Genomic DNA, 23,351 nt, shown 5'->3' with positions numbered 1-23,351 from the left:
CTACAGCAATTAGATGTTGGTTGTTGCTACGTAGTTAGTCAGTTCGTCATTTGACACTGTTGTTACGTATTCATCATTTAGGTAAAACGCAACGCTATCTTCCGCTTTCTCACCACGCAGTACTTTCTGTGTACCGTCGATGTAAGTGATGTCCATCTGCATTGTATTCTCGTCAATCTGCTGCATAGTAGCGTGATCAACATTTGAGTTTTTTGACAGTGGAACGTCTGTTAGTGAGCTGTCCAAGCTGCCATTAACTTTGATGTAGTTTTTAGTTGGAGTATCAACTACTGCTGGAGACTTGCCTGAAAGTGGGTTAGTACCTGTCCAGAATTCAATTGCGTTGATCACGAATAGATCGACTGTACCTGCAATACCGTATGCAGGAGATAGAAGTAGGAACATACCTTCACGAGCGTAACGGTTATCAACGACTTCTAGGTTGAACTTAGATACTAGGCCAGTTGTCGCCATTTGGCCCATACAACCGGTTAACGAAGTTAGACCTAAGCCAGCAACAATTGCCACTTTCAAAACGTTAGATTTCATAATTTAACACCATCATTATTTGGGGTGGCTGATAATACTCCTGAATGTTTCAAATTCCATACTCTTACTAAACAATTTACACAACGTTTACTGTGTTAAGCTTCTGTTTTTTCGTAGGTTTATTCCTACAGACAAAGAAAACATCGCTTGTAAACTCATTGGTTGAAATACAATCCATTGAGTAGGGCAAGATGCTTGATTTATACGCAACCAGAGTACTATCTCTCTCCTAAGTAATTGCTTTCCTTCATCATGTTTATCTGGTTAAGTAGTAATCAATTAGTGTTATCTTTCACGGCAAAATTCGACACATAAAACCAACATTTAAAACCATAAATAGATAGATGCACTGCCATATAAGCAAATTGCTAGTAATTAACTTCAATAAATCACATATCAATTAGCGAAATTTAGAATTGCTTGCTTGATCATATTTTCCATCAATGATGTTGCTTTGATATTTATAAAATGAATAATAAGCAAGGTTACATAAATGTAACAAAACACAACTTCATATAAATATTAATAATATAAATCTCTATTCACAGGCAGGAAAAGCATGACAAAGCGTATATCGCTGGCCGTATTGGCGAGTCTTTTTGCAGGTAGCGCTGCGGCATCCAGTTTGGATGACAAAATCAACGAAGTCGTTGCACCTATCGTTAACCCTTTTGTAGGAATGATCTTTTCGACTATTCCTTTCCCTTTTACAGACGTACAGGTGCCGTGGATTGTTCTTTGGTTAGTTGTTGCAGCAACTTTCTTTACTTTCTACTTAGGCTTCATTAACGTTCGCGGTTTCAAACACGCGGTTCAATTAGTCTCTGGTAAGTTCTCTAATCCTAAAGCTAAAGCTGACGGTGAGGTTTCACACTTCCAGGCCCTAACAACGGCACTATCCGGTACGGTTGGTCTTGGTAACATCGCAGGTGTTGCTGTCGCCGTTTCAATTGGTGGTGCGGGTGCGACGTTCTGGATGATCCTTGCAGGTCTACTCGGTATGTCGAGCAAATTTGTAGAATGTGCTCTGGGTGTAAAATACCGTAATACCAACCCTGACGGTTCGGTATCTGGCGGTCCAATGTACTACCTAAGCAAAGGTCTGGCGAAGCGCGGTAATGCTGCTCTTGGTCGTACTCTTGCGGTTCTATTCTCTGTATTCGCCATTGGTGGTGCACTTGGTGGCGGTAACATGTTCCAAGCAAACCAAGCGTTCAAACAGGTTGTAGGCGTAACAGGTGGTGATGCATCATTCTTCGCAGACAAAGGTTGGTTGTTTGGTCTGATCCTTGCGGTTATCGTAGGTATCGTGATCATCGGTGGTATCAAGTCAATCGCGAAAGTAACAGAGAAAGTTGTTCCTTTCATGGCAACTATCTATGTTGGCGCTGCTCTTATTATCATTGCAATGAATTACGATCGAATCGATGACGCATTTGCGGCAATCTTTAACGGTGCATTCACCGGTGAAGGCATTGCAGGTGGTGTAATCGGCGTTCTTATCCAAGGCTTCAAACGTGCAGCCTTCTCGAACGAAGCGGGTGTGGGTTCAGCGGCAATAGCTCACGCAGCCGTTAAAACCAAAGAGCCAATGTCAGAAGGTTTCGTATCACTACTAGAACCATTCATCGATACTGTTGTTATCTGTACGATGACGGCATTAGTTATCATCATCACTGGTTACCTAGACACTGACACAGGTCTTGCAGGTGTAGAACTGACTTCAGCAGCATTCGGTAGTGCAATTAGCTGGTTCCCGTACGTACTTGCAATCGCCGTTGTCCTGTTCGCATTCTCCACTATGATTTCTTGGTCTTACTACGGCCTGAAAGCTTGGACTTACCTGTTTGGTGAAAGCAAAACAGCAGAGCTTATCTTCAAAGTTAAATTCTGTGTGTTTGTTGTAATTGGTGCTGCAATGAACCTAGGTCCAGTAATCGACTTCTCTGATGCGATGATCTTTGCAATGGCATTGGTGAACATTGTTGGTCTTTACATCCTAGTACCAGAAGTTAAGCGCGACCTAGCTGACTACCTAGAGCGTTTCAACGCAGGTAAAGTGTACAAAGTTCAGCAAGAAGGCAAGCTAACGGAGCAGCCAGAATAGTCCTAAGCACTAAGCTTAATCATTACTGAAAACAAGCAGCAGGCCACGGTCTGCTGCTTTTTTATTGTCATTTTTTCACCAACAACAAACAAACCTTTGTTTCGCTGATTTATCACTCATAAGTATAAAGCTCTAGCTTTTGTCAAAGCCGAATTCGAAAACTAGAATGATCCTCCAGTTGTTTTCTACCACGCTCCAACCCCTCCCCTCTATTTCATTCTGCTGATTAGCGATTCTTAACATTTTGGTTACACTTATAAATAACCAGCGCATTTGAAATTGTTCGCTACTTTATCGGAAGTTTTTAGACAAAAACTTTCGTTACTATTAAGCAGTCAGTAGGTTATTTCAAATCGAATGAAGAGATGTATGAAGTTTAGGTATCTATCTTGGCCCGATATCGAAACATGATTTGTGTGCCAAAGTACATTGCAATCAGTGCGATCCACCGTTCGCAATATCAAGGAGATAGGAATGAATGTTCAGACACTTCCGATGCTAAGGTTTATTGATTTTCAAGGAGAGTCCGTCAACCAGTTACCGGCATGGGCAGACTTATCAACGTTAGTACGATTCTATAAAGATATGGTACTAACCCGAATCTATGACAATAAGGCAGTCGCCTTACAACGAACTGGTAAGCTTGGCACCTACCCTTCTCATTTAGGGTCAGAAGCCTATGGTGTGGCGATCGGCCATGCCATGCACCCTAGAGATGTATTCATCCCCTACTATCGGGACATGCCCGCAATGTGGGTCAGAGGCATTCCGATGGAAAAAAATCTTCAATACTGGGGCGGCGATGAACGCGGTAGTGATTTTCACGTCACACCGAACAAAGGGGAATCGCCAGAGCATTGTCGTGACTTACCATTTTGTGTCCCTATTGCTACTCAATGCACTCATGCCGTCGGTGTCGCAGCGGCGCTCAAAATCGAGCACCAACATCACGCTGCTCTTGTCACCTGTGGTGATGGCGCAACGTCAAAAGGGGATTTTCTCGAAAGCATCAACTGTGCGGGGGCGTGGAATCTACCACTCGTCTTTGTTGTAAATAACAATCAATGGGCGATTTCTGTCCCGCGGGCACTTCAATCCGCCGCGGAATTCTTATCAGACAAAGCTAAAGGCGCAGGGGTTCATGGCGTTACTGTCGATGGCAATGATGTCGTGGCCATGCATGACTGCATACTCGCTGCGCTTGATAGTGCACGCAAAGGTAAAGGCCCAACACTGATCGAAGCAATCAGCTACCGACTCAGCGACCATACCACTGCCGATGACGCAAGCCGCTATCGTAGTAACGTCGAACTTTCCGAGGCTTGGAGATTCGAACCTATCGTTCGACTTAAAGCCTACCTTATCGCAAAAAACGCTTGGAGTGATGAGCAAGAACAAGCGTGGCTGACAGCATGTAAAGAACAAGTAGAAACCGCTGTCGACCATTACATGAAACTGCCCCCACAAGCACCAGAAACTGCCTTTGATTATCTCTATGAACAAGCGCCACTTGAGCTCAATCAACAGCGCGACCAATTGATCAACAAAGCAATGCGAATGCAAGGAGGCAAACATGGCTGAATTGACATTAGTAGAAGCGGTCAACCTTGCACTTCACCATGAAATGGAGAAAGATTCGAATGTGGTGCTTCTTGGTGAAGATGTTGGCGATAACGGCGGAGTCTTTAGAGCTACGGTAGGTCTTAAGGAACGATTTGGTCTTAAACGAGTGATTGATTCACCACTAGCCGAAGCCTTGATTGGTGGTGTCACCGTCGGCATGGCTTCACAAGGTTTACGTCCGATCGCTGAGTTCCAATTCCAAGGGTTTGTCTTCCCCGCAATGGAGCACTTAATGTGTCATGCAGCGCGAATGCGAAATCGAACTCGTGGACGATTAACCTGCCCTGCCGTTTTTCGCGCTCCGTTTGGTGGCGGCATACACGCACCAGAGCACCACTCTGAAAGTATTGAAGCGTTATTTGCCCATATTCCTGGCTTCAAAGTCGTGATTCCTTCCTCACCTCAACGCGCCTACGGTTTGTTACTTGCCTCAATCCGAAGCAACGACCCCGTTATGTTCTTTGAGCCAAAGCGCATCTATCGCACCGTCAAATCTGACGTTATCGACAGTGGCGAAGCCCTGCCACTCGATACCTGCTTTACCCTGCGTAAGGGCCGTGACATTACCTTAGTCACTTGGGGAGCTTGCGTGGTGGAATCCCTTCAAGCAGCACAAACGCTTTCGTCACAAGGCATAGAAGTTGAAGTGATTGACCTCGCCAGTATCAAACCTATTGATATGGATACCATTCTTCGTTCACTAGAGAAAACCGGACGTCTTCTTGTTGTCCATGAAGCGAGTCGAACTTGTGGCGTAGGAGCTGAGATTCTGGCCCGCACCGCCGAACATGCGATGTGTTTGCTCAAAGCACCACCGAAGCGTGTAACAGGTATGGATACCATCATGCCTTATTACAGAAACGAAGATTATTTCATGATTCATGAACAAGACATTGTGCTCGCTGCTAGAGAGCTCGTGGAGGGTTGGAAATGAAAACGTTCTTATTACCCGATCTTGGCGAAGGACTCGCCGAGTCTGAGATTGTCGAATGGCATATCAATGTTGGTGACAGCGTCGAGTTAGACCAAGTGGTATTAACCGTTGAAACAGCTAAAGCGGTTGTCGAGGTGCCTGCGCCCTACTCTGGTGTCGTGGTTAGCCGCCATGGTGAGGCGGGTGATGTCATCAATATTGGTTCACTACTGCTTGAAATAGAAGAGCAACCTGAATTAGTCGGCTCAACAGCATCAGCAAAAAATCAGAAGAGTGATGCTGCTACTGTAGTGGGTAACGTCTCGCACACGACACATCAAATCGATGTCGATGACTTTTGGATTGGCAGCACTCATAACCCCACCAATGAAGAGCTCGTGACCGCCCTACCTTCTGCAAGGCTTTTAGCGAAAAAGCTTGGCGTTGACTTAAATACCGTTGATGGTAGCGGCGCTAATGGGATGATAACCGACGCTGATATCTACACTGAAGCGCGTAAGCAAACCCCAGGGACTGAAGTCTTAAAAGGAGCGAGACGTACCATGGTCTCAACCATGTCAGAGTCTCACCATAACGTTGCTGCGGTGACTATTACAGAAGAGGCAAGCCTCGCTAACTGGTCAAGTTCTGAAGACATTTCTGGAAGGCTAATAAAAGCAGTGGTTTATGCCTGTCAGCAAGAACCAGCGATGAACGCATGGTTTGACGCAGAAACCATGACACGGTGTGTGCATAGCAGAGTCAACATCGGTATCGCGGTCGACAGTAGCCACGGCTTGTATGTCCCGGTACTTAAACATGCCGAGACCTTTAACAATGACGATATACGAAACTGGCTAAATGAAACTGTCAAAGGGATCCGAGAGCGTAAGATTGGTCGAGAAAGCCTACAAAACGCAACCATTACTCTGTCTAACTTTGGCGCGATTGCTGGAATATTTGCCACGCCCGTCGTCTCTCCTCCTCAAGTAGCAATCGTCGGCGCGGGACGCATCATTGAACGGGTCGTCATGGACAATGAGAAAACAATAGCGATTAAAGTAATGCCGCTATCGATTACCTTTGACCACCGCGCTTGTACCGGCGGTGAAGCCGCAAGGTTCACCAAAAAACTGGTCGAGCATTTACAGCGATAAACAGAGAAACGCCGGATCTTTTGATTCGGCGTTTACTCATTGAAAGAGTTCCCTTCCAAATAAAGTGGCTCGCTAGCCATCCAACTTATCAATCAGTTCAGGCAACAAGACAAATAGATCCCCGACTAAGCCATAATCGGCAATTTCAAAAATCGGCGCATCTGGGTCACTGTTGATGGCAACGATCACTTTTGAGTCTTTCATGCCTGCCAAATGCTGAATTGCACCAGAAATACCAATCGCAATATAGAGCTTAGGCGCGACAATCTTACCAGTCTGGCCAACTTGCAGATCATTGGTAACAAATCCAGCATCAACGGCTGCTCTAGAAGCGCCAATCGCGCCGCCTAACTTATCCGCTAATGCTTCCACCATCGCGAAGTTTTCTTTGCTGCCCACACCACGACCTCCGGAAATAACGACATCAGCGGAGGAAAGTTCAGGGCGAGCGCTTTCAGTCACCACTTGACCTAACATCTCGGTGTTAATCGATGGCACATCAACATCGATCGCTTCAACAGGCACACTCGTTTCTACAAAAGCACTGACTTTCTCAAACGCCGATTCACGAATCGTCATAACGATTACGGTATCTTTAGATACGACCCGTGCTAGAGCATTACCGGCGTAAATAGGTCGAATCACGGTGTCAGCGGCTTCTATCGCGATCACATCAGAGAGCAGTCCGACATCGAGCAGCGCAGCAATTCTTGGTGAAAGATCTTTACCAAAGGAGCTCGCGGATGTGAGGATATGAGAATAGGCTCCAGCCATGGCAGCAATCATAGGCGCAAGACGTTCACTCAACGGTATATCTAAGCGTGGGTCTGAAACCACCACGACTTTTGTTAGTAACGGTAAGTTGATACACGCCTGTACTAGGTCGTCACAAATCTCACCAATCAAAAGCAAGTCTAACGGTGCATCGTTAGCATGCTTTGACACTTGGTTCGCTGCATCTATGGTTGCCAATGTGCCTGAAGATAATGTTTTACCGTCATGCTCGGCAATAATAAGGATTCGATCACTCATAGAACCTCCCTACGCTATCACTTTAGCTTCGTTACGTAGTTTATCGATTAACTCATCGACATTTGCCACCTTAACGCCAGCAATTCTCACCGGAGGAGCCATCACTTCGATAATGGTTTGAGAGTTTTTAATCACAACGCCTAGCTCATCAGGCGCTACAAGTTCCATTGGCTTACGCTTGGCTTTCATGATGTTGGGTAATGAGGCATAACGCGGTTCATTCAAACGAAGATCGGTGCTGACAATCGCCGGTAGCGCCAACCTAAGCCGCTCAAGACCGCCATCTACCTCTCTTTCTACTTCAACATAATCGCCATCAACGGTTAACTTAGAGGCGAAGGTCGCTTGAGGTCGGCTGCTTAACGCCGCTAGCATCTGCGCCACTTGATTGTTATCGGTATCAATGGATTGCTTACCCAGTAGCACGATGTCTGCTTGCTCTTTTTCCAATAAAGCGTTCAGCACTTTTGCTACGCTGAGTGGCTGGCAGGTTTGATCAACATTAACGTGAATCGCTCTGTCTGCGCCCAAAGCTAACGCTGAGCGCAACTGCTCCTGACACTCATCGCCACCTAATGAAGCCACAATCACTTCATCAGCCACACCTGATTCTTTTAGGCGTATCGCTTCTTCGACCGCGATTTCACAAAAAGGGTTAATCGCCATTTTGACATTGTCGGTCTCGACACCAGAGCCATCTGACTTGATGCGGACTTTGACATAGGGGTCAACGACACGCTTAATCGCTACTAGAACTTTCATTGTACTCTCCGAAATACAATCCAATAAATTGAGCTTAGTAAAGTTTACGTTTACGTCAACTGTAACTATATTTAGTGATACTGATCACTTGTATTTGGTATAGAGCGATGGAACGAGAAAGTATGGACTTTGATGTGGTGATTGTTGGCGCTGGCCCGGCAGGGTTATCTGCAGCTTGTAAACTTGCTCAACTTTCTAAGCAACGTGATCAGCCTGTCTCTATTTGTGTGGTTGAAAAAGGGCCTGAAGTTGGTGCTCATATATTGTCTGGTGCAGTCTTCGAAACCCGTGCACTTGATGAGCTATTCCCTGACTGGTTGGAACAAGGCGCTCCGGTTCAAACCCAAGTATCAAGTGACCAATTACTCTACCTAACCAGTAAACACAATCATGTCGGCGTGCCTAAATTTCTTAGCCCTAGCTCTTTACACAATGACTCAAGTAACTACGTTATTAGTCTCGGAAAACTATGCCAATGGCTTGGCGACAAAGCCGAGAAAATGGGCGTAGAGATCTTTCCTGGCTTTCCAGCGAGTGATGTTTGCTATGACGAGTCTGGCCAAGTTTGTGGTGTAATCACTGCAGATATGGGATTAGACAAAGACAGGCAGCGTAAAAGTGGCTTTCAAGCAGGAGTTCAGCTGAATGCCAAGTTCACTGTATTTGCCGAAGGCGCTCGGGGCCATCTTGGTAAAATCTTGATTTCACAGTTTAATTTGGCGGCGGATTCACAGCCGCAGCATTACGCGCTAGGTATTAAAGAGGTTTGGAAGGTCAGTGATGATCACCCTCTCTACGCTCAAGGTAAAGTGGTGCATACAACAGGCTGGCCGCTAACCGAATCACAAGCCAATGGTGGAGGTTTTCTTTATCACTTAGAAGGTAACCTGATTGCCGTCGGCTTGATTACCGACCTTAACTACCACAACCCCTATCTAAGCCCTTTTGAAGAATTTCAACGCTTCAAGCACCATCCATCGATTGCTCCCTATTTAAAGGGGGCTGAACGCATCGCTTATGGTGCACGCGCACTGGCAAAAGGTGGCTTGCTTTCACTGCCTAAACAACAATTTCCTGGGGGGGTACTTATCGGCTGTGACGCAGGCACACTGAACTCAGCCAAGGTCAAAGGCTGCCATACCGCGATGAAATCAGGGCTGCTGGCTGGCGAAGCAATATTTATCGCGCTTTACCAAGAAGAGTCTGAGCCTGATTACCAATCTCTGTTTGCCGATTCTTGGCTTTATCAAGAGCTCAATCAACATCGAAACTTTCCCGGTGCTATTCATCAATTCGGGCCAATTTGGGGCGGTGCTTTCGCAACATTTGAGCAAAACCTGTGGCAACGTTTAAGTGGTGGCTCTAGCCCTTGGAACTTATCAGATCTTCAAGCTGATTACGTGAACCTTCATGAACGTTCACGCTGCCAACCGATTCACTATGATAAGCCCGATGGTGTACTCAGCTTTGATAAAACTTCGTCGGTCTATTTGTCTTCGACACATCATGAGGAAAATCAGCCCTGTCATCTAATTTTGACGGACTCGGCTTTACCGCTGTCCAGCCATATGACACTGTTTAATGAACCGAGTCAGCGATACTGTCCGGCAGGTGTTTATGAAGTGATCGAGGTTGACGGCAAACCTAAGTTTCAGATCAATGCCGCCAACTGTTTACACTGTAAAACCTGCGACATAAAGGACCCATCGCAAAACATCACATGGCGTCCACCAGAAGGTGGTGGGCCTAATTACAACGCCATGTAATCTAGGTTTTGAGCTCTAACTCGCGGCCTATTGCGCCTCTTCAATCTCAAAATCAGCACGGATTTTGTCTCGAAACAGTGACAACCGGATCAGCACATTCTTAAAGTGCTTCTGCTCAATAATCGTTAAGTCATTGAGTGACAATAGATCATTCACTTGGCGTAAGTCACCGTATTCAATGATTTGATTCATAAAACGTAGCTGCCAAATATGATCAAAAAGGTAGACCATTTCTCTATGCACTTTAGGATCCGTTTCTCCTGCAGCAAGTACACCTTTTAAGCGTGATAGCGAATTGCTCTCTCTAATGTTGAGCTTTAACGCATATAAGCGAGCAAACAGTTCAATTGGCCTTAAGCACTCTTTTAGGTTAATCGTCTCTGACTGTGCGCCATCGAAAGAATGCACTTGATGTGCTAAACAGTGCTGCGCATAGGTCGGTAAAAAACTCGGCGTGTCTTTAAGTGTCTGTTGTATATGAGTTTGAATGTTATCGGCCAACCTGCTCTCACCATAGGTCGAACGAATATCAAAGAACACATTGAGCTCTAAGATCGAGTCGGGTGTCGCTTGCTTAATCCATTGGGTGAAGTTGTGTTTCCATTCCTTTTCACTTAAGCACCATTGATGGTTAGACGCCATGATCAAACCATCACAATAGCTGTAACCTGCTTGGTTAAGCATGGCACACACTCGTTCGGCCAAGTGTAAAAAGTATCGACGTATCGCTTTCAGATCTTGATCATCAGGCGTTTCAAACACAATCGCATTGTCCTGATCTGAGAACAGCGTCATATCGTGGCGTGCATTGCTACCAAAGGATAAGAAAGAGAACGGTACAGGAGGCTCGCCAATCTGTTCAATGGTTAAATCGATAAATCGACAAATAGCGGCATCATAGGTGCTGCCGATCAAACGACGTAGATAATCTGGGCGAGTTCCCGCAGAGATCATCTCACGGATTAAATCCGTCAATCGATTCAAAGACTCAATGACGTGGCTATGGCTCTCTCCTTGTTCAATATCAACGACGATACTCGCACTGGTCTTTTGATAATCTGATGTAGGGTTTACTGAGCCAAAACTGCCACCGTAAATCTTACGCACAATTGGGCGAAATGAAATGACATGACCAAGCTTTTCCGACAAAAAAATACGTGACGTACTCAAAATAATGTCGATAGTACGGCCACTTTTGGTCACGATCTGAGCCTCAAATTCAGCAGGCTCAGTTTCATGATTAAATAACTTCATTAAATGACGCAGTACGCGATTATTTTGCGGGAGATCGGAAAACAGGTCTTGCCAAATGGACCCCGATTTCAGTTCAGTATCAGTATAGCCAAGCAGTTGGTGTAAACGACTGTTCGAAAAGATAATTTTTCCATCGGCCTCTAGGATATAGCCTTCATTTGACGACTCAACCAAAGCTTTATAGCGGTTTTTCGCTTCATGTAACGCCAGTTCTGCCCGTTTTTTACGACGTTCAATCACCTTTGACTGGCCGATCACATAGAACATGATCGCTACCAGCCCGAGCGTAATGGCGACAAAAATGCGAAATAATGTCCCTTCAAGCTTATCTATTTCATGCTGAACATCGTCAAAATAGACACCCGTTCCGACGATCCATTGCCACTCTTCTACCCCTTCAACATAAGTCATCTTTGGTGCGGTGATGGTTGGGTCATCTTTCCATTGCCATTGATATTCTAAAAACCCGTGTTGCGACGCTCTGACGAGTTTGGTGATTTCGACAAAGACAGGAATTGAACGACCGCTGTCATTGCCGACATAATGAGTTAAATCTTGATTAGTGAGATCACTACGATAAGGATGCATAACCATTTTCGGCTGCATGTCGGTGATAAAGAAGTAGTCCTTATTTTCAGGACCATAGCGCATCGATTTGATTTCCATGGCCGCTTTTTGCTGTGCTTCTGGCAAGGTTAAGATGCCGCGCTGCTCCAGAGCGACATAGCTATCAATCACACTTACCGCTGTTGACGTCAGCTCTTGCAGCATCTGACGCTTTTGACTCATCATCGAGTTTTCAACCAAAGGCAAAATCACGTAAACAATCGCGGTAATGAATAGTACGATTGCCGTAATGGTCGGCAAGATAATGCGCAAGTTGAAATGACTCAGAGGAGTGTTTCGTTCGTCATCCTCTCGACTTAGTCCTCTGAAGTAATCAGCCAATTCACTCTCATCAAGCACATCACCTAAGGTTTCGTCTTGGTCTGCATCGTGATATTTCGCCGCAAACGAGCCATTCTCAAAGTCGGCTCGGTTAGGTAAATACCCATGGTAATCATCACGTATATGAGCTTCAAAGACATCGCGGATTTGTTGATTGGTGTATTTTCCACCAAACTCCTTAATAGCTTCAGCAAGTGCCTCTTTACAGTGACGGAAACGGCGGTGGGAGTACGGATCAAATTCAAGCTCCTTTGCCATGGTTTCACCATGCTCTTGGCCATTCTGGTCAAAAAAGCCATCGATCCAGCGATGGATATCTTCACCACGTACGCCAAATTGCTTTTCAGTACGATCTGCATGTTGAGAAATTTTCATTCAGTTTCACTTAACCTAGCATCATATTGATAAAACACTCACAACGTGATGTGCGTTGCATTTTTATTAACAACCAATCACAACACCTATAGCGCCAACTCGTTAGTTAATTCAAATCAATATTTATAAACTGCCACTTTCCTAGTATGTGTCCATTGTTTTGATTCGAATTTTGACAAGGTGACGAGTCGTTCATCTTGTTTTCATCACCGAAGAAAAAACCATGTTTTCCCTCTTTATCAATAAGATAGAGATACTTGGTAGCGTCTGGGATGTCGTCTCGTACTGGTCGAAGGCTAGTATACCAAGCGAAAGCGGAACCCTAATTGACATGGTTCAACTTCGGCACATTACATAGGAAGACACGATGTCTAACAAAAGTAAGACCTTCTATAGAGATATGCGCCGTAAAGCGCAGGAATTTGATAGCCGAGAGGAATTTCTAAACCATGATCTTAAGATCATGAGCTTTCGTCGTTGGGGGATCCACTTACCTTCACGGGATTACAGTGTTGAACTAGAAGACTTAGTACCCGCTCTTGCTGCAACGATCGGTAAAGTCGTTATGGTGACCGCAATGGTTGCCGTATTTGCCGCACAGTTCGGGCTATCTCCAGAATTTGTTGCAGAAAACGTCCGTTACGAACTCCTGATCGCTGGCGCTCTGTTTGTTATCCTTTTCTCTGCCATTTTGAACCCAAATTCTAACTTAGCCGGTACTCACGGCCCAATGATTCCGTTAATACCCTTGATTGCCGCTGCGGGAGGACACCCGCTGGCTCTGGGTATTATGGTATGTATGTTCGGCTTTATCTTAGCGTATACCAAAGGTGGATCGAAACTAATGACGCTGACTGGGGTTGGCGTTCGGGGCGGCCTACTTATTTATTTAGGAGCAGTAGGTCTGATTGGTCAGATTAATAAAACCGAAGCTTGGGCATCAAGTACCGATCAAGGCTATATTTCGTTTGCGGTCATTGGTGTGACCCTAGCCGTCTATGCCTACCTGGCTAAAATCAATAAACGCTGGTTAGCAATCCCGCTATGTTCTCTTATCGCAGGTATTGTTGCTTATGTATTAGGGGCCGAGTTCGCCTTTACTACTGAACCCGGCCTTCCACACTTTAGCCCGTTCTACTGGTGGGGTGAAGATACAGGCTGGCAATTAGGTTGGCCGAATCTGGAGCACTTCATCGCCGTAACGCCATTTGCTTTGCTGGCAGTTGCGATGTGGTCACCGGACTACCTTGGTCACCGTGTATTCCAAGAGCTCAACTACCCTAAAGAGGCAAAAGGCGTACTTATGGACGTCGATGACACCATGATGGTCGCATCAATTCGTCAAGGTATTGGTTCTTTCCTTGGTGGTGGTAACCTCGCGTCTTCATGGGGCACTTACATGATCCCTGCGGCTATCGCTAAGCGTCCTATCCCAGGTGGTGCGCTACTAACAGGTATTATGTGTATCGCTGCCGCAGTGATTGGCTACCCAATGGATCTTGCCATGTGGGAACCTGTTCTGCGCGTCGCGCTTATCGTCGGTGTATTCTTGCCACTGCTTGAAGCGGGTATGCAGATGATCCACAAACACAAAGATTCTCTAAGCGCCGGTATCTGTATCTTCGCTTGTGCGTTCGTTAACCCGGTATTTGGTTGGGCAACGACAATGCTACTCGATAACATGGGTCTAATTGGCGATCATGAACGTGCTAAAGAGCTATCTGCCAAAGATAAATACCTGATCCCTGGTCTCGCATTCGTTATCTGTGTGGGTTCGCTAGCACTCGTGGGTCAATTACCGGGTATCCCTGCGCTGATCGGCAACTAACCTCACCTCTTTTTCTACTCAAAAGGGCGCATTTCGATGCGTCCTTTCATATCTATAAACCCACTCTTCATCTCAACTTTAGACTCGCTTCCCTGCGTAAAAAAGCCATAGTAACCATTCAGTCATTTGTTAATAAATGGTTTATTTTTCTTAAACGGGAAACACAAAAACAACAAATCAAAAAAATGTCAGAATTCGTTTAAAAAGAGATTCCAATCACATTTTAATTGGTTATAATTCGCGCCCATTGCGCTTTATGCTGATAAACGCAAACTTAATTTGAGAAAATAACCAGTTAACCCATCCTCTTTTTGAGGAAAAACGAGAAGAAAAATGAGCAAGATTGATAAAGCAATGCGCATTCTGCTAGCAGGTTTCTGTATCAACCTGTGTCTTGGCATCCTGTATGCTTGGAGTGTATTTAACAAAGCGCTAGTCACTGAGTCTGGCTGGAGTGCTGCGGAAGCTTCTGCTCCTTACGCGACTGCTACTATCACATTCTCTATCTGTCTTCTTGTAGCAGGTATCCTTCAAGACCGTATGGGTCCACGTCTGATCCTAATCCTAGGCACTGTTCTTACAGGTCTAGGCATGATCGCTTCTGGCTTTGTTAACACTCCGATGATGCTAAACATCACTTTCGGTGTTATCACAGGTGCTGGTATCGGTTTTGGTTACGCGTGTCTATCTCCTTCAGCAATGAAGTGGTTCCACTCGTCTAAGAAAGGTATGGTTAACGGCATTATCGCCGCAGGTTTTGGTCTTGCAGCTATTTACCTAGCGCCAGTAACGTCTTCACTAATCAACAGTATGGGCATTCAAACAAGCTTCATGGTTCTTGGTGTTGGTATCCTTGCAATCGCAGTTCCATTAGCGGCGACGATCAATAACCCACCAGCAGACTACACACCTGCCGAACCTAGAGTAAAAGAAGGTCAAGCACCTAAAGCGGTTAAAAAGTCTGATGACCTAACTTGGAAAGCAATGCTTAAAACTCCACAGTTCTACTCACTATGGATCATGTACGCATTCGCAGCTTCTGTTGGTCTTATGATCATCGGTAACATCACGACTATCGCAAGTGTTCAGGCAAACCTACCAAACGCGGTTTACCTAGCGTCTATCCTAGCGGTATTTAACTCAGGCGGTCGTGTTGCTGCAGGTATGCTGGCTGACAAGATTGGTGGCGTACGTACTCTACTTCTAGCGTTCGTTCTTCAGGGCATTAACATGGTTCTGTTTGCAACATTCAAAACTGAATTCACGCTAATCATCGGTACAGCAATTGCTGCGATTGGTTACGGTACGCTTCTAGCAGTATTCCCTACTCTAACCGCTGAGTTCTATGGCCTTAAGAACTACGGTACTAACTATGGTGTACTTTACACTGCATGGGGTATCGGTGGTGCCATCGGCGCAGCAGTGGTTGGTTTATCTATGACTGCGGGCGAAGGTTACAGCCTAGCGTACACAGTATCGGCAGTAATGATGGCAGTATGTATCGTACTTGCATTCATCACTAAGCCGCTATCTGAAGCGAAAATTGCGGAGTTAAAGCACGTAAAGCACGCTTAATTGATTGAATTACGATGAGAAAGGCTTAACCTTAGGGTTAGGCCTTTTTTGTATCTGAAACCCTATGTCTGACCCTATCGACCTTGCCGCAGATTACTATCTCAATAACTTCAAAAAGCTCACCGAACACGCACTCAATTGGTACGCAGATTTTCTCTCGCCAACAGAGTCAAAGTGGTTAACTCAATTTGACCAACTCGAACACTGCGCGCAATGTTTGCTGGTTAGGCTGCTTTCTCGCCGAGGGCATTGGTTTCGCTCAGACAAACTGCAATACGATGAAATCCCCAACCTAACTGACGCACTTAAACAGCTAGAATTGAATAGCTTTATCGCGATTAACTCGACAATATTTGAGCAAGACCTTGGGCGGGTATTGTTAACCAAAACTGAGCTAGTCAGTCTGTTCGCCCCTCTCAATAAATCATTACGTAAGGAACAGCTGGTCGCTGAGTTGTCAGCGCAGCCCTACTCGGATTTCGACTCACTAGGGTTTGACATCATCGAGCTACTCAGCCCAAACATCATCTCGCTGTTACTGACGCTGTTTTTTGCTAATACCCATCAAGACTTGAGCCAGTTCGTCTTGGATGATTTAGGGCTGCATCAATTTGAAAACTACCCGTTAAGTAAGACAAGGCGCTTCTTTACCTCTCGCAGCGATGTAGACCAACTGTTGCTGCTTGCGGAGATACAAAGTCAATACGTCGAAGGAAACCGTAAAGATGCTCACTGCTTGCTGGCGCTGCTTGAATCACTTCCCCATGAGATAGAGCATCATTACATTGAGCGCAAAAGGCAGCATCTTATTAACGACATTGCTCGTGACCTGGAGCGTTTAGAAGAGTACGAGCACTCTATCTACTGGTTTAATCAAACCACGCTTCCCCCGGCGAAAGAGCGACTGGCTCGCATCTACGATAAACGCAACGATATTGCTAGCATGGGTGACATTGTCACTCAAATGCTTACCCACCCGTACGACCTTGCTGAACTCGAAGTAGCACACAAGCTGGAGCAGCGCCTGAAACGCAAGCAAGGTGAAAAAATACCAAGAGAGAAGAAACCAGTATTGTCGGAATACCATTTAGAGTTAGATCTTTCTTCCCAGCGAGTTGAACTCGCAGTAAAAGCGTATTTTGAGCAGCAAGGCTACCAAGTTTTCTACGCCGAAAACATGCTACTCAATGGCCTATTTGGACTCGCCTTTTGGGATGCGATCTTTGCTCCAGTTGAAGGCGCATTCATCAACCAATATCAACATCGCCCTTTGGATCTCTACCATTCGGACTTCATTGCTAAACGAAAAGAGAAGATCGAAGAAGTTTTACACACCATTGAGCATGATGGCTTTGATCATCTCTGCTCGGTGTATGAGCAAAAATATGGTTTGAGTAATCCTTTTGTCCATTGGTCTTTGTTTAGCCAAACGCTGCTCGATGCTTGTATCGAATCGATGCCAAAACAATTAATCGCCGAGCTTTTCAAAGTAATGCTGCAAGATCTTAAGCTATTTAGAAACGGCCAGCCTGATCTGATGCTGTTTAAAGATGGGAATTATCAATGGGTCGAAGTAAAAGGCCCTGGCGATAAACTACAAGATAATCAATGGCGTTGGATAGCGCAATTTAACCGTCTAGGCATCAATTTCAGTCTTTGTTATGTCAAACACCGTGAAGCATAGCCTAAGCCAAGCCACTTTGCTCAACGAACTAAGCTAACGAAACTTCTCTCTAAATAGATCAATCAACACTCTTACCTTATTGGGCAAAAAAGCCGCTGAAGGATAGATAAGTGTGAGATGTTGAAGTGGATGTGCTAGCTCTGGCAGTACCTCAACAAGTTCACCTGATTCCAAAGCAGGTTTAGAGTGTACTTGTGGAAGTAGCGCAACCCCTGCTCCCGATATGGCCATTGAACGCAGCAGATTAAGATCATCAGACTTTAATGATATTTGAATCTCGTCTGGGATAAGCTCTGAGTTGTAGCGATTGGTCATCACTCTATGGCCAGCTAAGTCAGCAAGCTGAGTTATTGTCGGGTTAGATTCTAAATAGCTTCTCGATGCTACCAAATGACTACGATAATGCAGCAAGCTAAATTGAACATAGCTGTCGTCTGCCACTTTGACCACACTTGGCAATAGCTGCAAATCAAATGCTTGACGCTTTAGGTCAACACTTTCTTGGTGGTTCTCTATCTCCACGCAGATGTCCGGAAAACGCTCCGCATAATCAGAAATGATGCTATTAAACGCAATGGATGTCATTAGCGCAGATGGAATCGCAAGCCGCACCGTACCAGCCAACTCTTTCTGATACTCTTCCACAATGGTAAGCCCCTGTTGAATGTGCTCCAGCGGTTGATTCACTAGTTCAAACAGACGTTTGCCATTCTCAGTCAGCTCTATGGTTCTGGTGGTTCGAATCAATAACTGACAACCAATGGCTTGCTCTAATTCCTGTAGTCGTCGGCTCACTTTAGAGCGCTGGAGCTTGTTGGCATTCGCCGCAGCGCTAATCCCGCCATGCAGAACCGTTTGAGTAAACAGATAAAGATCATCGTAGCTTGCTTTCATTGTCCTACTTTTAGCGCACAAGTGTTCATTCTTGCATTCTACTCGAAGCACAGCACTTTCTCTATAATCTCAAGCTTGTTTACCTATAAGTACCTTATCATGACTACAGCCGATCAAAAGTTCCGTTTATGGATGCGTACACTAATTGTCCTATTCGTAGTTCTATTTGCCTACATTATTGTCGCCGACCGACAAGTTCCCCTAACAACTGAAAGCCGCGTGCAAGGCTATGTGGTTCAAATAGCGCCAGAAGTATCAGGCAAAGTGACCCATGTGGAGGTACAAAACAATCAACACGTAAACGCAGGTGATGTGCTATTTAAAATTGATGATCGTAAATATCGTCTGGCGCTTAAGCAGGCTGAACTCTCTCTCGACTCTGCATACGAGAAGGAGCAAACTCTTTACGCTCAACGCGAAGCAGCGCTGGCTAATATTGCTCGCGCTTCGGCTACATACAATAATGCACACCGCGAGTACCAACGCCTACAAAAGTTATCTAAGCAGAATCTTGCCTCTAAATCGGCACTCGATAATGCCTTAGCGCAATACCAAGTGACAGGCTCCGTACTTAAAGCTGAGCAACAAAACCTGGTGGTGATTGAAGCGCAGCTTGGTAACGGTAAAGGCCAAAGTACACCAGTACAAGTGGCGAAAAATTCACTTGAAAAGGCCGAACTTGATTTAAGTAACACGCAGGTTTTGGCACCTAAAGATGGCGTGGTAACTAACTTACAGGTCGATGTCGGTACGATGGCCAACAGTAATATGCCCCTAGTGACCTTTGTTCCTACTGGTTCTTTATGGGTCGCGGCTGATTTTCGTGAGAAATCGGTCGCTAACATTGATCAAGACTATCACGCCTTAGTCGCTTTTGATGCCATGCCTGGCGATGTCTACCCTTTCACCCTGGCAAGTCGCGATTACGGCGTCGCGGCGGCTCAGCAAACGCCTAACGGTGCGTTGACCAAAGTTGAGGTCAATAATCGCTGGGTCCGTGACGCGCAACGTACACGAGTCAACTTAGCGACAGAGCAAACCTTACCTTCAGCCCTATTCGTTGGGTCACGTGCCACTGTGGTTCTCTATCCGCAAAAAGGCTTACTGTGGCAATGGTTGGCGAAAGTACAAATCCGTGTTGCAAGCTGGTTCCACTACCTTTACTAACGGGTGTTAGCATGAAAACAATGCGAATCTGGTTCGGATGCTCATTAGGGTTAGCACTGAGCATGATCTTCGGTTGGTCTTACGGTTTTTTCGCAGTGATGATGCCGCTGTTTGTATTAAGTCGCGCCGATCACTTCCACGTCCCGACTTTATTGATGGTGGTGATATCTGCCATCTGGACCACCTTACAAGCGACGTTTATCGTTGAGTACTTGCAGTTTCACCCAACGCTGATGTTCATCGCGGTCGGCATTATGATGCTGATGAAATGTATCGCAATGATGCGTCCGCAAAGCTACTTATTTGGTTATATGGGCCTGTTAGTAGGCTCGATTGTTCTCAACTTTGCCAGCTATGACTTTATCGATATTGAAGAATTCAACATCAACCTGTGGGTGATTGTCATCGCCAATATTGCGGTATGTGCGCTCGCCTATTGGCTGTTCCCTGAACCTGAGACAAAGTCAGACATAAGCGCACTGCCTACCACTCCGGTCAAAAGCGACATTGATTACATCAGCCAAGTCGCAATGGGCTGGGTCGTCGCGATGGCGGCTTTTGTCTTGTTTCAAGTCGCCGACTTATACGATTCGCTGTCAGCACAAGCGTCGATTCTTATCGTACTGACACCTATGACCCTAGCAGGCTCAATGGCGATTGCCAAAATCCGCGTGCTGGGCACATTCCTTGGCTGCGTGGCGGGTATGGCCATTCAGCTCGTCCTCGGTCGCTGGTTCAGTGAAGGGCTACTATTTTGGCTGGCTTTCACCATCGCCGCCGGCCCGTTTTGCCTATGGATGACCAAGGGGCAAGCCAAAGCCGCGATCGCTTTCTCCGCAATGTCAGCCCTTTCGGTTCCGCTAACGACTTCTCTTGTTCCTGAGCAAAAGGATGCGTTTTTCTCTATTTTGTACCGATTTAGCTCAATTTTTGTCGCTGTTACCTTAACGGCAATGGTGATGTGGGTCGTTCATCACAGCATACGTGTGAGCTTACTAAAACACGCCTATCATCAATAGGCCCCTTTACATGTAACGCCTCCAACACACTAAGGCATGGTGTTTTATTTGCGAAACGTCTATCATTTTGGTGCATGATAAAATCAATAAATGAGCCATTATAGTTATGAATTTACGCACCTTTTTGATGCTAGCAGTGGTCACCCTATTTGCAGGGTGTGCAACCTACGCAGGCTTAAATTACGACCAACTCTTCGGCCAAGAGCAAGTCCGTGAGCGCAGAGTGGATATATTAAGCCCTGAAAGTGAGTTTTTCTTAACTGATGTAAAACCAATTATTGATAATCGCTGCGTGGTTTGCCATGCCTGTTATGACGCACCTTGTCAGCTTAAGATGTCTTCTGTTGAGGGCATCGATCGCGGAGCAAGTAAAGAGTTGGTGTATCAAGGAACTCGTCTAACCGCTGCGACACCAAGTCGTCTATTTGAAGACGCAGAAACAACAGAACAATGGCGAGAGATGGACTTTCACCCAATTCTGAACGAGCGCACTCAGAACCCAACCGCCAATATGCAGGCTGGCTTAATCGCTCGTATGCTTGAGCAAAAAGAAGCGCACCCGTTACCAGACCAGGCACAGTTAGAAGGTTTTGATTTCGCCGTTGACCGCAATCAGGTCTGCCCAACCATCGAAGAATACGATCAGTATGCGCAAGACTACCCGACTTGGGGAATGCCTTATGGTATGCCTAACCTATCAAGTAATGAGTACGCAACGCTGATGGATTGGGTGCAAAAAGGCGCTATCATGAACAAGCAAATCCCACTGACGCTTGAGCAACAGGCATTGGTCAATGAGTACGAAACCGTCCTCAATAAAGGCTCGCGCAAGGTTCAGTTAACCGCTCGCTACATCTACGAACACCTGTTCTTATCGCATCTCTATTTCTCAGATTTAAACGAAGCGACCCCTAGATTCTTTACATTGGTGCGTTCAAGCACGCCACCGGGCGAGCCAGTAAAACGCATCACAACAAGACGTCCTTACGACGACCCTGGAGTTAACCGCGTTTACTATCGACTGATCCCGGAGCAAGGCACGATCGTTGATAAAACGCATATGCCTTTCGCATTGAATGAACAACGAATGAGAAACTGGAAAGAGTGGTTTATTGATGCAGACTACCATGTCGCTCAGCTACCGGGATATGAACCACAGATAGCAGCCAACCCAATGACAGCCTTTATTGAGCTGCCTGTAAACGCACGCTTCAAGTTCATGCTTGATAATGCACAAAACACCATCAATGCCTTTATTAAAGGTCCCGTGTGCCGTGGTCAACTTGCGCTTAATGTAATCAACGATCGTTTCTGGGTATTCTTTATTGACCCAGAAATGGCTGATCTTCCGGAAATCAACGAGTTCTATCATTCACAAGCAGATAACTTGAAACTGCCTGGCGAGCTTGAAAGCAACACGTTACCTATTTCAAACTGGGTTTCGTACTCCCGTCAGCAAGCACGTTACTTAGAGGCTAAATCTGAGTTTATCAACAAATGGTTTGAAGGTGGTCAATACCTAACCACAGATGTACTTTGGACGGGCAACGGGACTAATCAAAATGCTGCACTCACCGTGTTTAGACACTTCGATAGTGCTTCTGTCGTTCAAGGGATGGTCGGTAAGCCACCTAAGACTGCATGGATTCTCGATTATGCTTTGATTGAGCGTATTCACTACCTACTGGTGGCAGGCTTTGACGTTTATGGCAACTTTGGTCATCAGTTGATTACTCGTATGTTTATGGACCTCTTGCGCTTAGAAGGTGAGAGTAATTTTGTTGCCCTACTCCCACGCGATGTTCGTCACGTAGAACAGTCTAGTTGGTATCAAAACCAAAGCTCACAAATGAGTGACTTTTTACAACGCAATGTTAAGCCGTTCGATCAGCCAACTCAGGTTCCTTATCAGACTGATGATCCTAAGGCAGAACTTTATGGCATCATCAAAACGCAAATGAGCCCAATACTGACTAACCGTTACCAAATCGAACAAACCGGTTTTAGTCACAGCAACGAAGCATTGTTGCGCTCTGTCGACTCAATTAAAGGCGAGGGGCTACTTTATGTCCCTCAGATTGTGATGATGATGATTAGATCAGAGCAAGGTGAAGACCAGTTGTTCACCCTTCTGCACAACAATGCGCATACCAATATCTCCAGCTTGTTTGATGAGGAGAGCAATCGCGATCCTAAAAATGACGATTTAACCTTGGTTCGAGGAGTGATCGGAAGTTATCCAGCAGCGTATTTATCTCTTAATGAGAAAGAGATTCCAAAACTAGTCACGATGCTGAAAAATCTTAAAACAGAACAAGATTACATTAAGTTGTTGGATACCTTTGCAATTAGACGCAGCTCTGAAGAATTCTGGCCATTCAGCGACAGGGTTCATGCATGGTATAAGGAAAATCAACCTATCGAATTCGGCTTGCTTGACTACAATAGATTTGAGAACAGGTAGAACCGCTTAAGGCACCGGTAACGCATAGGAGGACACTATGGGTATAGACGATAGCATCAGAGCATTGGAACAGCAGATATATGTCGCTTGCTCTGAAGGTGATTATGACACCGTACAAATGCTAGAACATCAGCTAGATAGCTTACGAAGTAAAGCATCCCATCCTTTTGATGATGATCCATACGCTCCAGAAGGGAAGCTCTTCCCTGATGACGATTGGTTTTAACACCACAA

Annotated in this window: 17 protein-coding genes; 12 read left to right on the top strand and 5 right to left on the bottom strand. The window is 45.6% G+C overall.

Translation table 11 applies throughout. The features are described from left to right. Window positions 1-9 precede the first annotated feature (9 nt). Window positions 10-549: a DUF3332 domain-containing protein gene (locus ACU01J_RS08215; protein WP_481085241.1), complete on the bottom strand. Its 540-nt coding sequence runs from the start codon at window positions 547-549 to the stop codon at window positions 10-12. Between the two features lie 559 nt (window positions 550-1,108). Here ACU01J_RS08215 and ACU01J_RS08210 point away from each other — a divergent pair. The 4 genes from ACU01J_RS08210 to ACU01J_RS08195 all read left to right on the top strand — a co-directional run bounded on the left by ACU01J_RS08210 (window position 1,109) and on the right by ACU01J_RS08195 (window position 6,349). Then, a complete protein-coding gene (locus ACU01J_RS08210) occupies window positions 1,109-2,656 on the top strand; it encodes an alanine/glycine:cation symporter family protein (protein ID WP_481085240.1) in 1,548 nt (515 codons plus the stop codon). 474 nt (window positions 2,657-3,130) lie between these two features. After that, complete coding sequence (gene pdhA, locus ACU01J_RS08205; RefSeq protein WP_481085239.1) at window positions 3,131-4,237, top strand: pyruvate dehydrogenase (acetyl-transferring) E1 component subunit alpha; 1,107 nt, start codon at window positions 3,131-3,133, stop codon at window positions 4,235-4,237. Then, a complete protein-coding gene (locus ACU01J_RS08200) occupies window positions 4,230-5,213 on the top strand; it encodes an alpha-ketoacid dehydrogenase subunit beta (protein WP_481085238.1) in 984 nt (327 codons plus the stop codon). Before pdhA ends, ACU01J_RS08200 begins: the two co-directional genes overlap by 8 nt. Continuing rightward, window positions 5,210-6,349 (top strand): dihydrolipoamide acetyltransferase family protein, encoded by a 1,140-nt coding sequence (locus ACU01J_RS08195; RefSeq protein WP_481085237.1) that lies wholly within the window; start codon window positions 5,210-5,212, stop codon window positions 6,347-6,349. Before ACU01J_RS08200 ends, ACU01J_RS08195 begins: the two co-directional genes overlap by 4 nt. A gap of 72 nt (window positions 6,350-6,421) precedes the next feature. On the opposite strand, the gene ACU01J_RS08190 is transcribed toward ACU01J_RS08195, so the two are convergent. Further along, window positions 6,422-7,381, bottom strand: a complete 960-nt coding sequence (locus ACU01J_RS08190; RefSeq protein WP_481085236.1) for an electron transfer flavoprotein subunit alpha/FixB family protein — start codon at window positions 7,379-7,381, stop codon at window positions 6,422-6,424. Between the two features lie 9 nt (window positions 7,382-7,390). Beyond that, entirely contained in the window at window positions 7,391-8,143 is a 753-nt protein-coding gene (locus tag ACU01J_RS08185; protein ID WP_481085235.1) for an electron transfer flavoprotein subunit beta/FixA family protein, read from the bottom strand. A gap of 107 nt (window positions 8,144-8,250) precedes the next feature. On the opposite strand from ACU01J_RS08185, the gene ACU01J_RS08180 reads away from it, so the two are divergent. Then, window positions 8,251-9,909 (top strand): electron transfer flavoprotein-ubiquinone oxidoreductase, encoded by a 1,659-nt coding sequence (locus tag ACU01J_RS08180; protein WP_481085234.1) that lies wholly within the window; start codon window positions 8,251-8,253, stop codon window positions 9,907-9,909. A 27-nt stretch (window positions 9,910-9,936) separates the two neighbouring features. Here ACU01J_RS08180 and ACU01J_RS08175 read toward each other — a convergent pair whose 3' ends face one another. Beyond that, the gene (locus tag ACU01J_RS08175; RefSeq protein ID WP_481085233.1) at window positions 9,937-12,486 is read right to left on the bottom strand and encodes a DUF294 nucleotidyltransferase-like domain-containing protein; all 2,550 of its coding nucleotides are present in this window, start codon (window positions 12,484-12,486) and stop codon (window positions 9,937-9,939) included. A gap of 367 nt (window positions 12,487-12,853) precedes the next feature. Here ACU01J_RS08175 and ACU01J_RS08170 point away from each other — a divergent pair, with 367 nt between their 5' ends. The 3 genes from ACU01J_RS08170 to ACU01J_RS08160 all read left to right on the top strand — a co-directional run bounded on the left by ACU01J_RS08170 (window position 12,854) and on the right by ACU01J_RS08160 (window position 17,573). Next, on the top strand, window positions 12,854-14,314 hold the full coding sequence (locus ACU01J_RS08170; RefSeq protein ID WP_481085232.1) for a DUF3360 family protein: 1,461 nt from the start codon (window positions 12,854-12,856) through the stop codon (window positions 14,312-14,314). 333 nt (window positions 14,315-14,647) lie between these two features. Further along, window positions 14,648-15,889 (top strand): L-lactate MFS transporter, encoded by a 1,242-nt coding sequence (locus tag ACU01J_RS08165; RefSeq protein ID WP_481085231.1) that lies wholly within the window; start codon window positions 14,648-14,650, stop codon window positions 15,887-15,889. A gap of 64 nt (window positions 15,890-15,953) precedes the next feature. Beyond that, entirely contained in the window at window positions 15,954-17,573 is a 1,620-nt protein-coding gene (locus ACU01J_RS08160) for a VRR-NUC domain-containing protein (RefSeq protein ID WP_481085230.1), read from the top strand. Between the two features lie 33 nt (window positions 17,574-17,606). Here the strand turns inward: ACU01J_RS08160 and ACU01J_RS08155 are convergent, their stop codons facing one another. After that, entirely contained in the window at window positions 17,607-18,467 is an 861-nt protein-coding gene (locus ACU01J_RS08155) for a LysR family transcriptional regulator (RefSeq protein ID WP_481085229.1), read from the bottom strand. 99 nt (window positions 18,468-18,566) lie between these two features. Here ACU01J_RS08155 and ACU01J_RS08150 point away from each other — a divergent pair, with 99 nt between their 5' ends. From ACU01J_RS08150 to ACU01J_RS08135, 4 genes are all read left to right on the top strand, one after another. Then, window positions 18,567-19,634: an HlyD family secretion protein gene (locus tag ACU01J_RS08150; RefSeq protein WP_481085228.1), complete on the top strand. Its 1,068-nt coding sequence runs from the start codon at window positions 18,567-18,569 to the stop codon at window positions 19,632-19,634. Between the two features lie 11 nt (window positions 19,635-19,645). Continuing rightward, a complete protein-coding gene (locus ACU01J_RS08145) occupies window positions 19,646-20,653 on the top strand; it encodes a DUF2955 domain-containing protein (RefSeq protein ID WP_481085227.1) in 1,008 nt (335 codons plus the stop codon). Window positions 20,654-20,759: 106 nt separating this feature from the next. After that, on the top strand, window positions 20,760-23,117 hold the full coding sequence (locus ACU01J_RS08140) for a fatty acid cis/trans isomerase (protein WP_481085226.1): 2,358 nt from the start codon (window positions 20,760-20,762) through the stop codon (window positions 23,115-23,117). A gap of 37 nt (window positions 23,118-23,154) precedes the next feature. Further along, window positions 23,155-23,343, top strand: a complete 189-nt coding sequence (locus ACU01J_RS08135; protein ID WP_134836413.1) for a hypothetical protein — start codon at window positions 23,155-23,157, stop codon at window positions 23,341-23,343. Window positions 23,344-23,351 lie beyond the last annotated feature (8 nt).

The sequence above is a fragment of the Vibrio sp. 2433-A1 genome, from assembly GCF_056726085.1.
Note: the sequence above shows the minus strand (reverse complement) of the source record. Positions and strands in the feature narration are given on the sequence as shown.

Coding starts and splice junctions, on each gene's coding strand:
- ACU01J_RS08215 (WP_481085241.1), bottom strand. CDS start 549: ATGAAATCTAACGTTTTGAAAGTGGCAATTGTTGCTGGCTTAGGTCTA.
- ACU01J_RS08210 (WP_481085240.1), top strand. CDS start 1,109: ATGACAAAGCGTATATCGCTGGCCGTATTGGCGAGTCTTTTTGCAGGT.
- pdhA (WP_481085239.1), top strand. CDS start 3,131: ATGAATGTTCAGACACTTCCGATGCTAAGGTTTATTGATTTTCAAGGA.
- ACU01J_RS08200 (WP_481085238.1), top strand. CDS start 4,230: ATGGCTGAATTGACATTAGTAGAAGCGGTCAACCTTGCACTTCACCAT.
- ACU01J_RS08195 (WP_481085237.1), top strand. CDS start 5,210: ATGAAAACGTTCTTATTACCCGATCTTGGCGAAGGACTCGCCGAGTCT.
- ACU01J_RS08190 (WP_481085236.1), bottom strand. CDS start 7,381: ATGAGTGATCGAATCCTTATTATTGCCGAGCATGACGGTAAAACATTA.
- ACU01J_RS08185 (WP_481085235.1), bottom strand. CDS start 8,143: ATGAAAGTTCTAGTAGCGATTAAGCGTGTCGTTGACCCCTATGTCAAA.
- ACU01J_RS08180 (WP_481085234.1), top strand. CDS start 8,251: ATGGAACGAGAAAGTATGGACTTTGATGTGGTGATTGTTGGCGCTGGC.
- ACU01J_RS08175 (WP_481085233.1), bottom strand. CDS start 12,486: ATGAAAATTTCTCAACATGCAGATCGTACTGAAAAGCAATTTGGCGTA.
- ACU01J_RS08170 (WP_481085232.1), top strand. CDS start 12,854: ATGTCTAACAAAAGTAAGACCTTCTATAGAGATATGCGCCGTAAAGCG.
- ACU01J_RS08165 (WP_481085231.1), top strand. CDS start 14,648: ATGAGCAAGATTGATAAAGCAATGCGCATTCTGCTAGCAGGTTTCTGT.
- ACU01J_RS08160 (WP_481085230.1), top strand. CDS start 15,954: ATGTCTGACCCTATCGACCTTGCCGCAGATTACTATCTCAATAACTTC.
- ACU01J_RS08155 (WP_481085229.1), bottom strand. CDS start 18,467: ATGAAAGCAAGCTACGATGATCTTTATCTGTTTACTCAAACGGTTCTG.
- ACU01J_RS08150 (WP_481085228.1), top strand. CDS start 18,567: ATGACTACAGCCGATCAAAAGTTCCGTTTATGGATGCGTACACTAATT.
- ACU01J_RS08145 (WP_481085227.1), top strand. CDS start 19,646: ATGAAAACAATGCGAATCTGGTTCGGATGCTCATTAGGGTTAGCACTG.
- ACU01J_RS08140 (WP_481085226.1), top strand. CDS start 20,760: ATGAATTTACGCACCTTTTTGATGCTAGCAGTGGTCACCCTATTTGCA.
- ACU01J_RS08135 (WP_134836413.1), top strand. CDS start 23,155: ATGGGTATAGACGATAGCATCAGAGCATTGGAACAGCAGATATATGTC.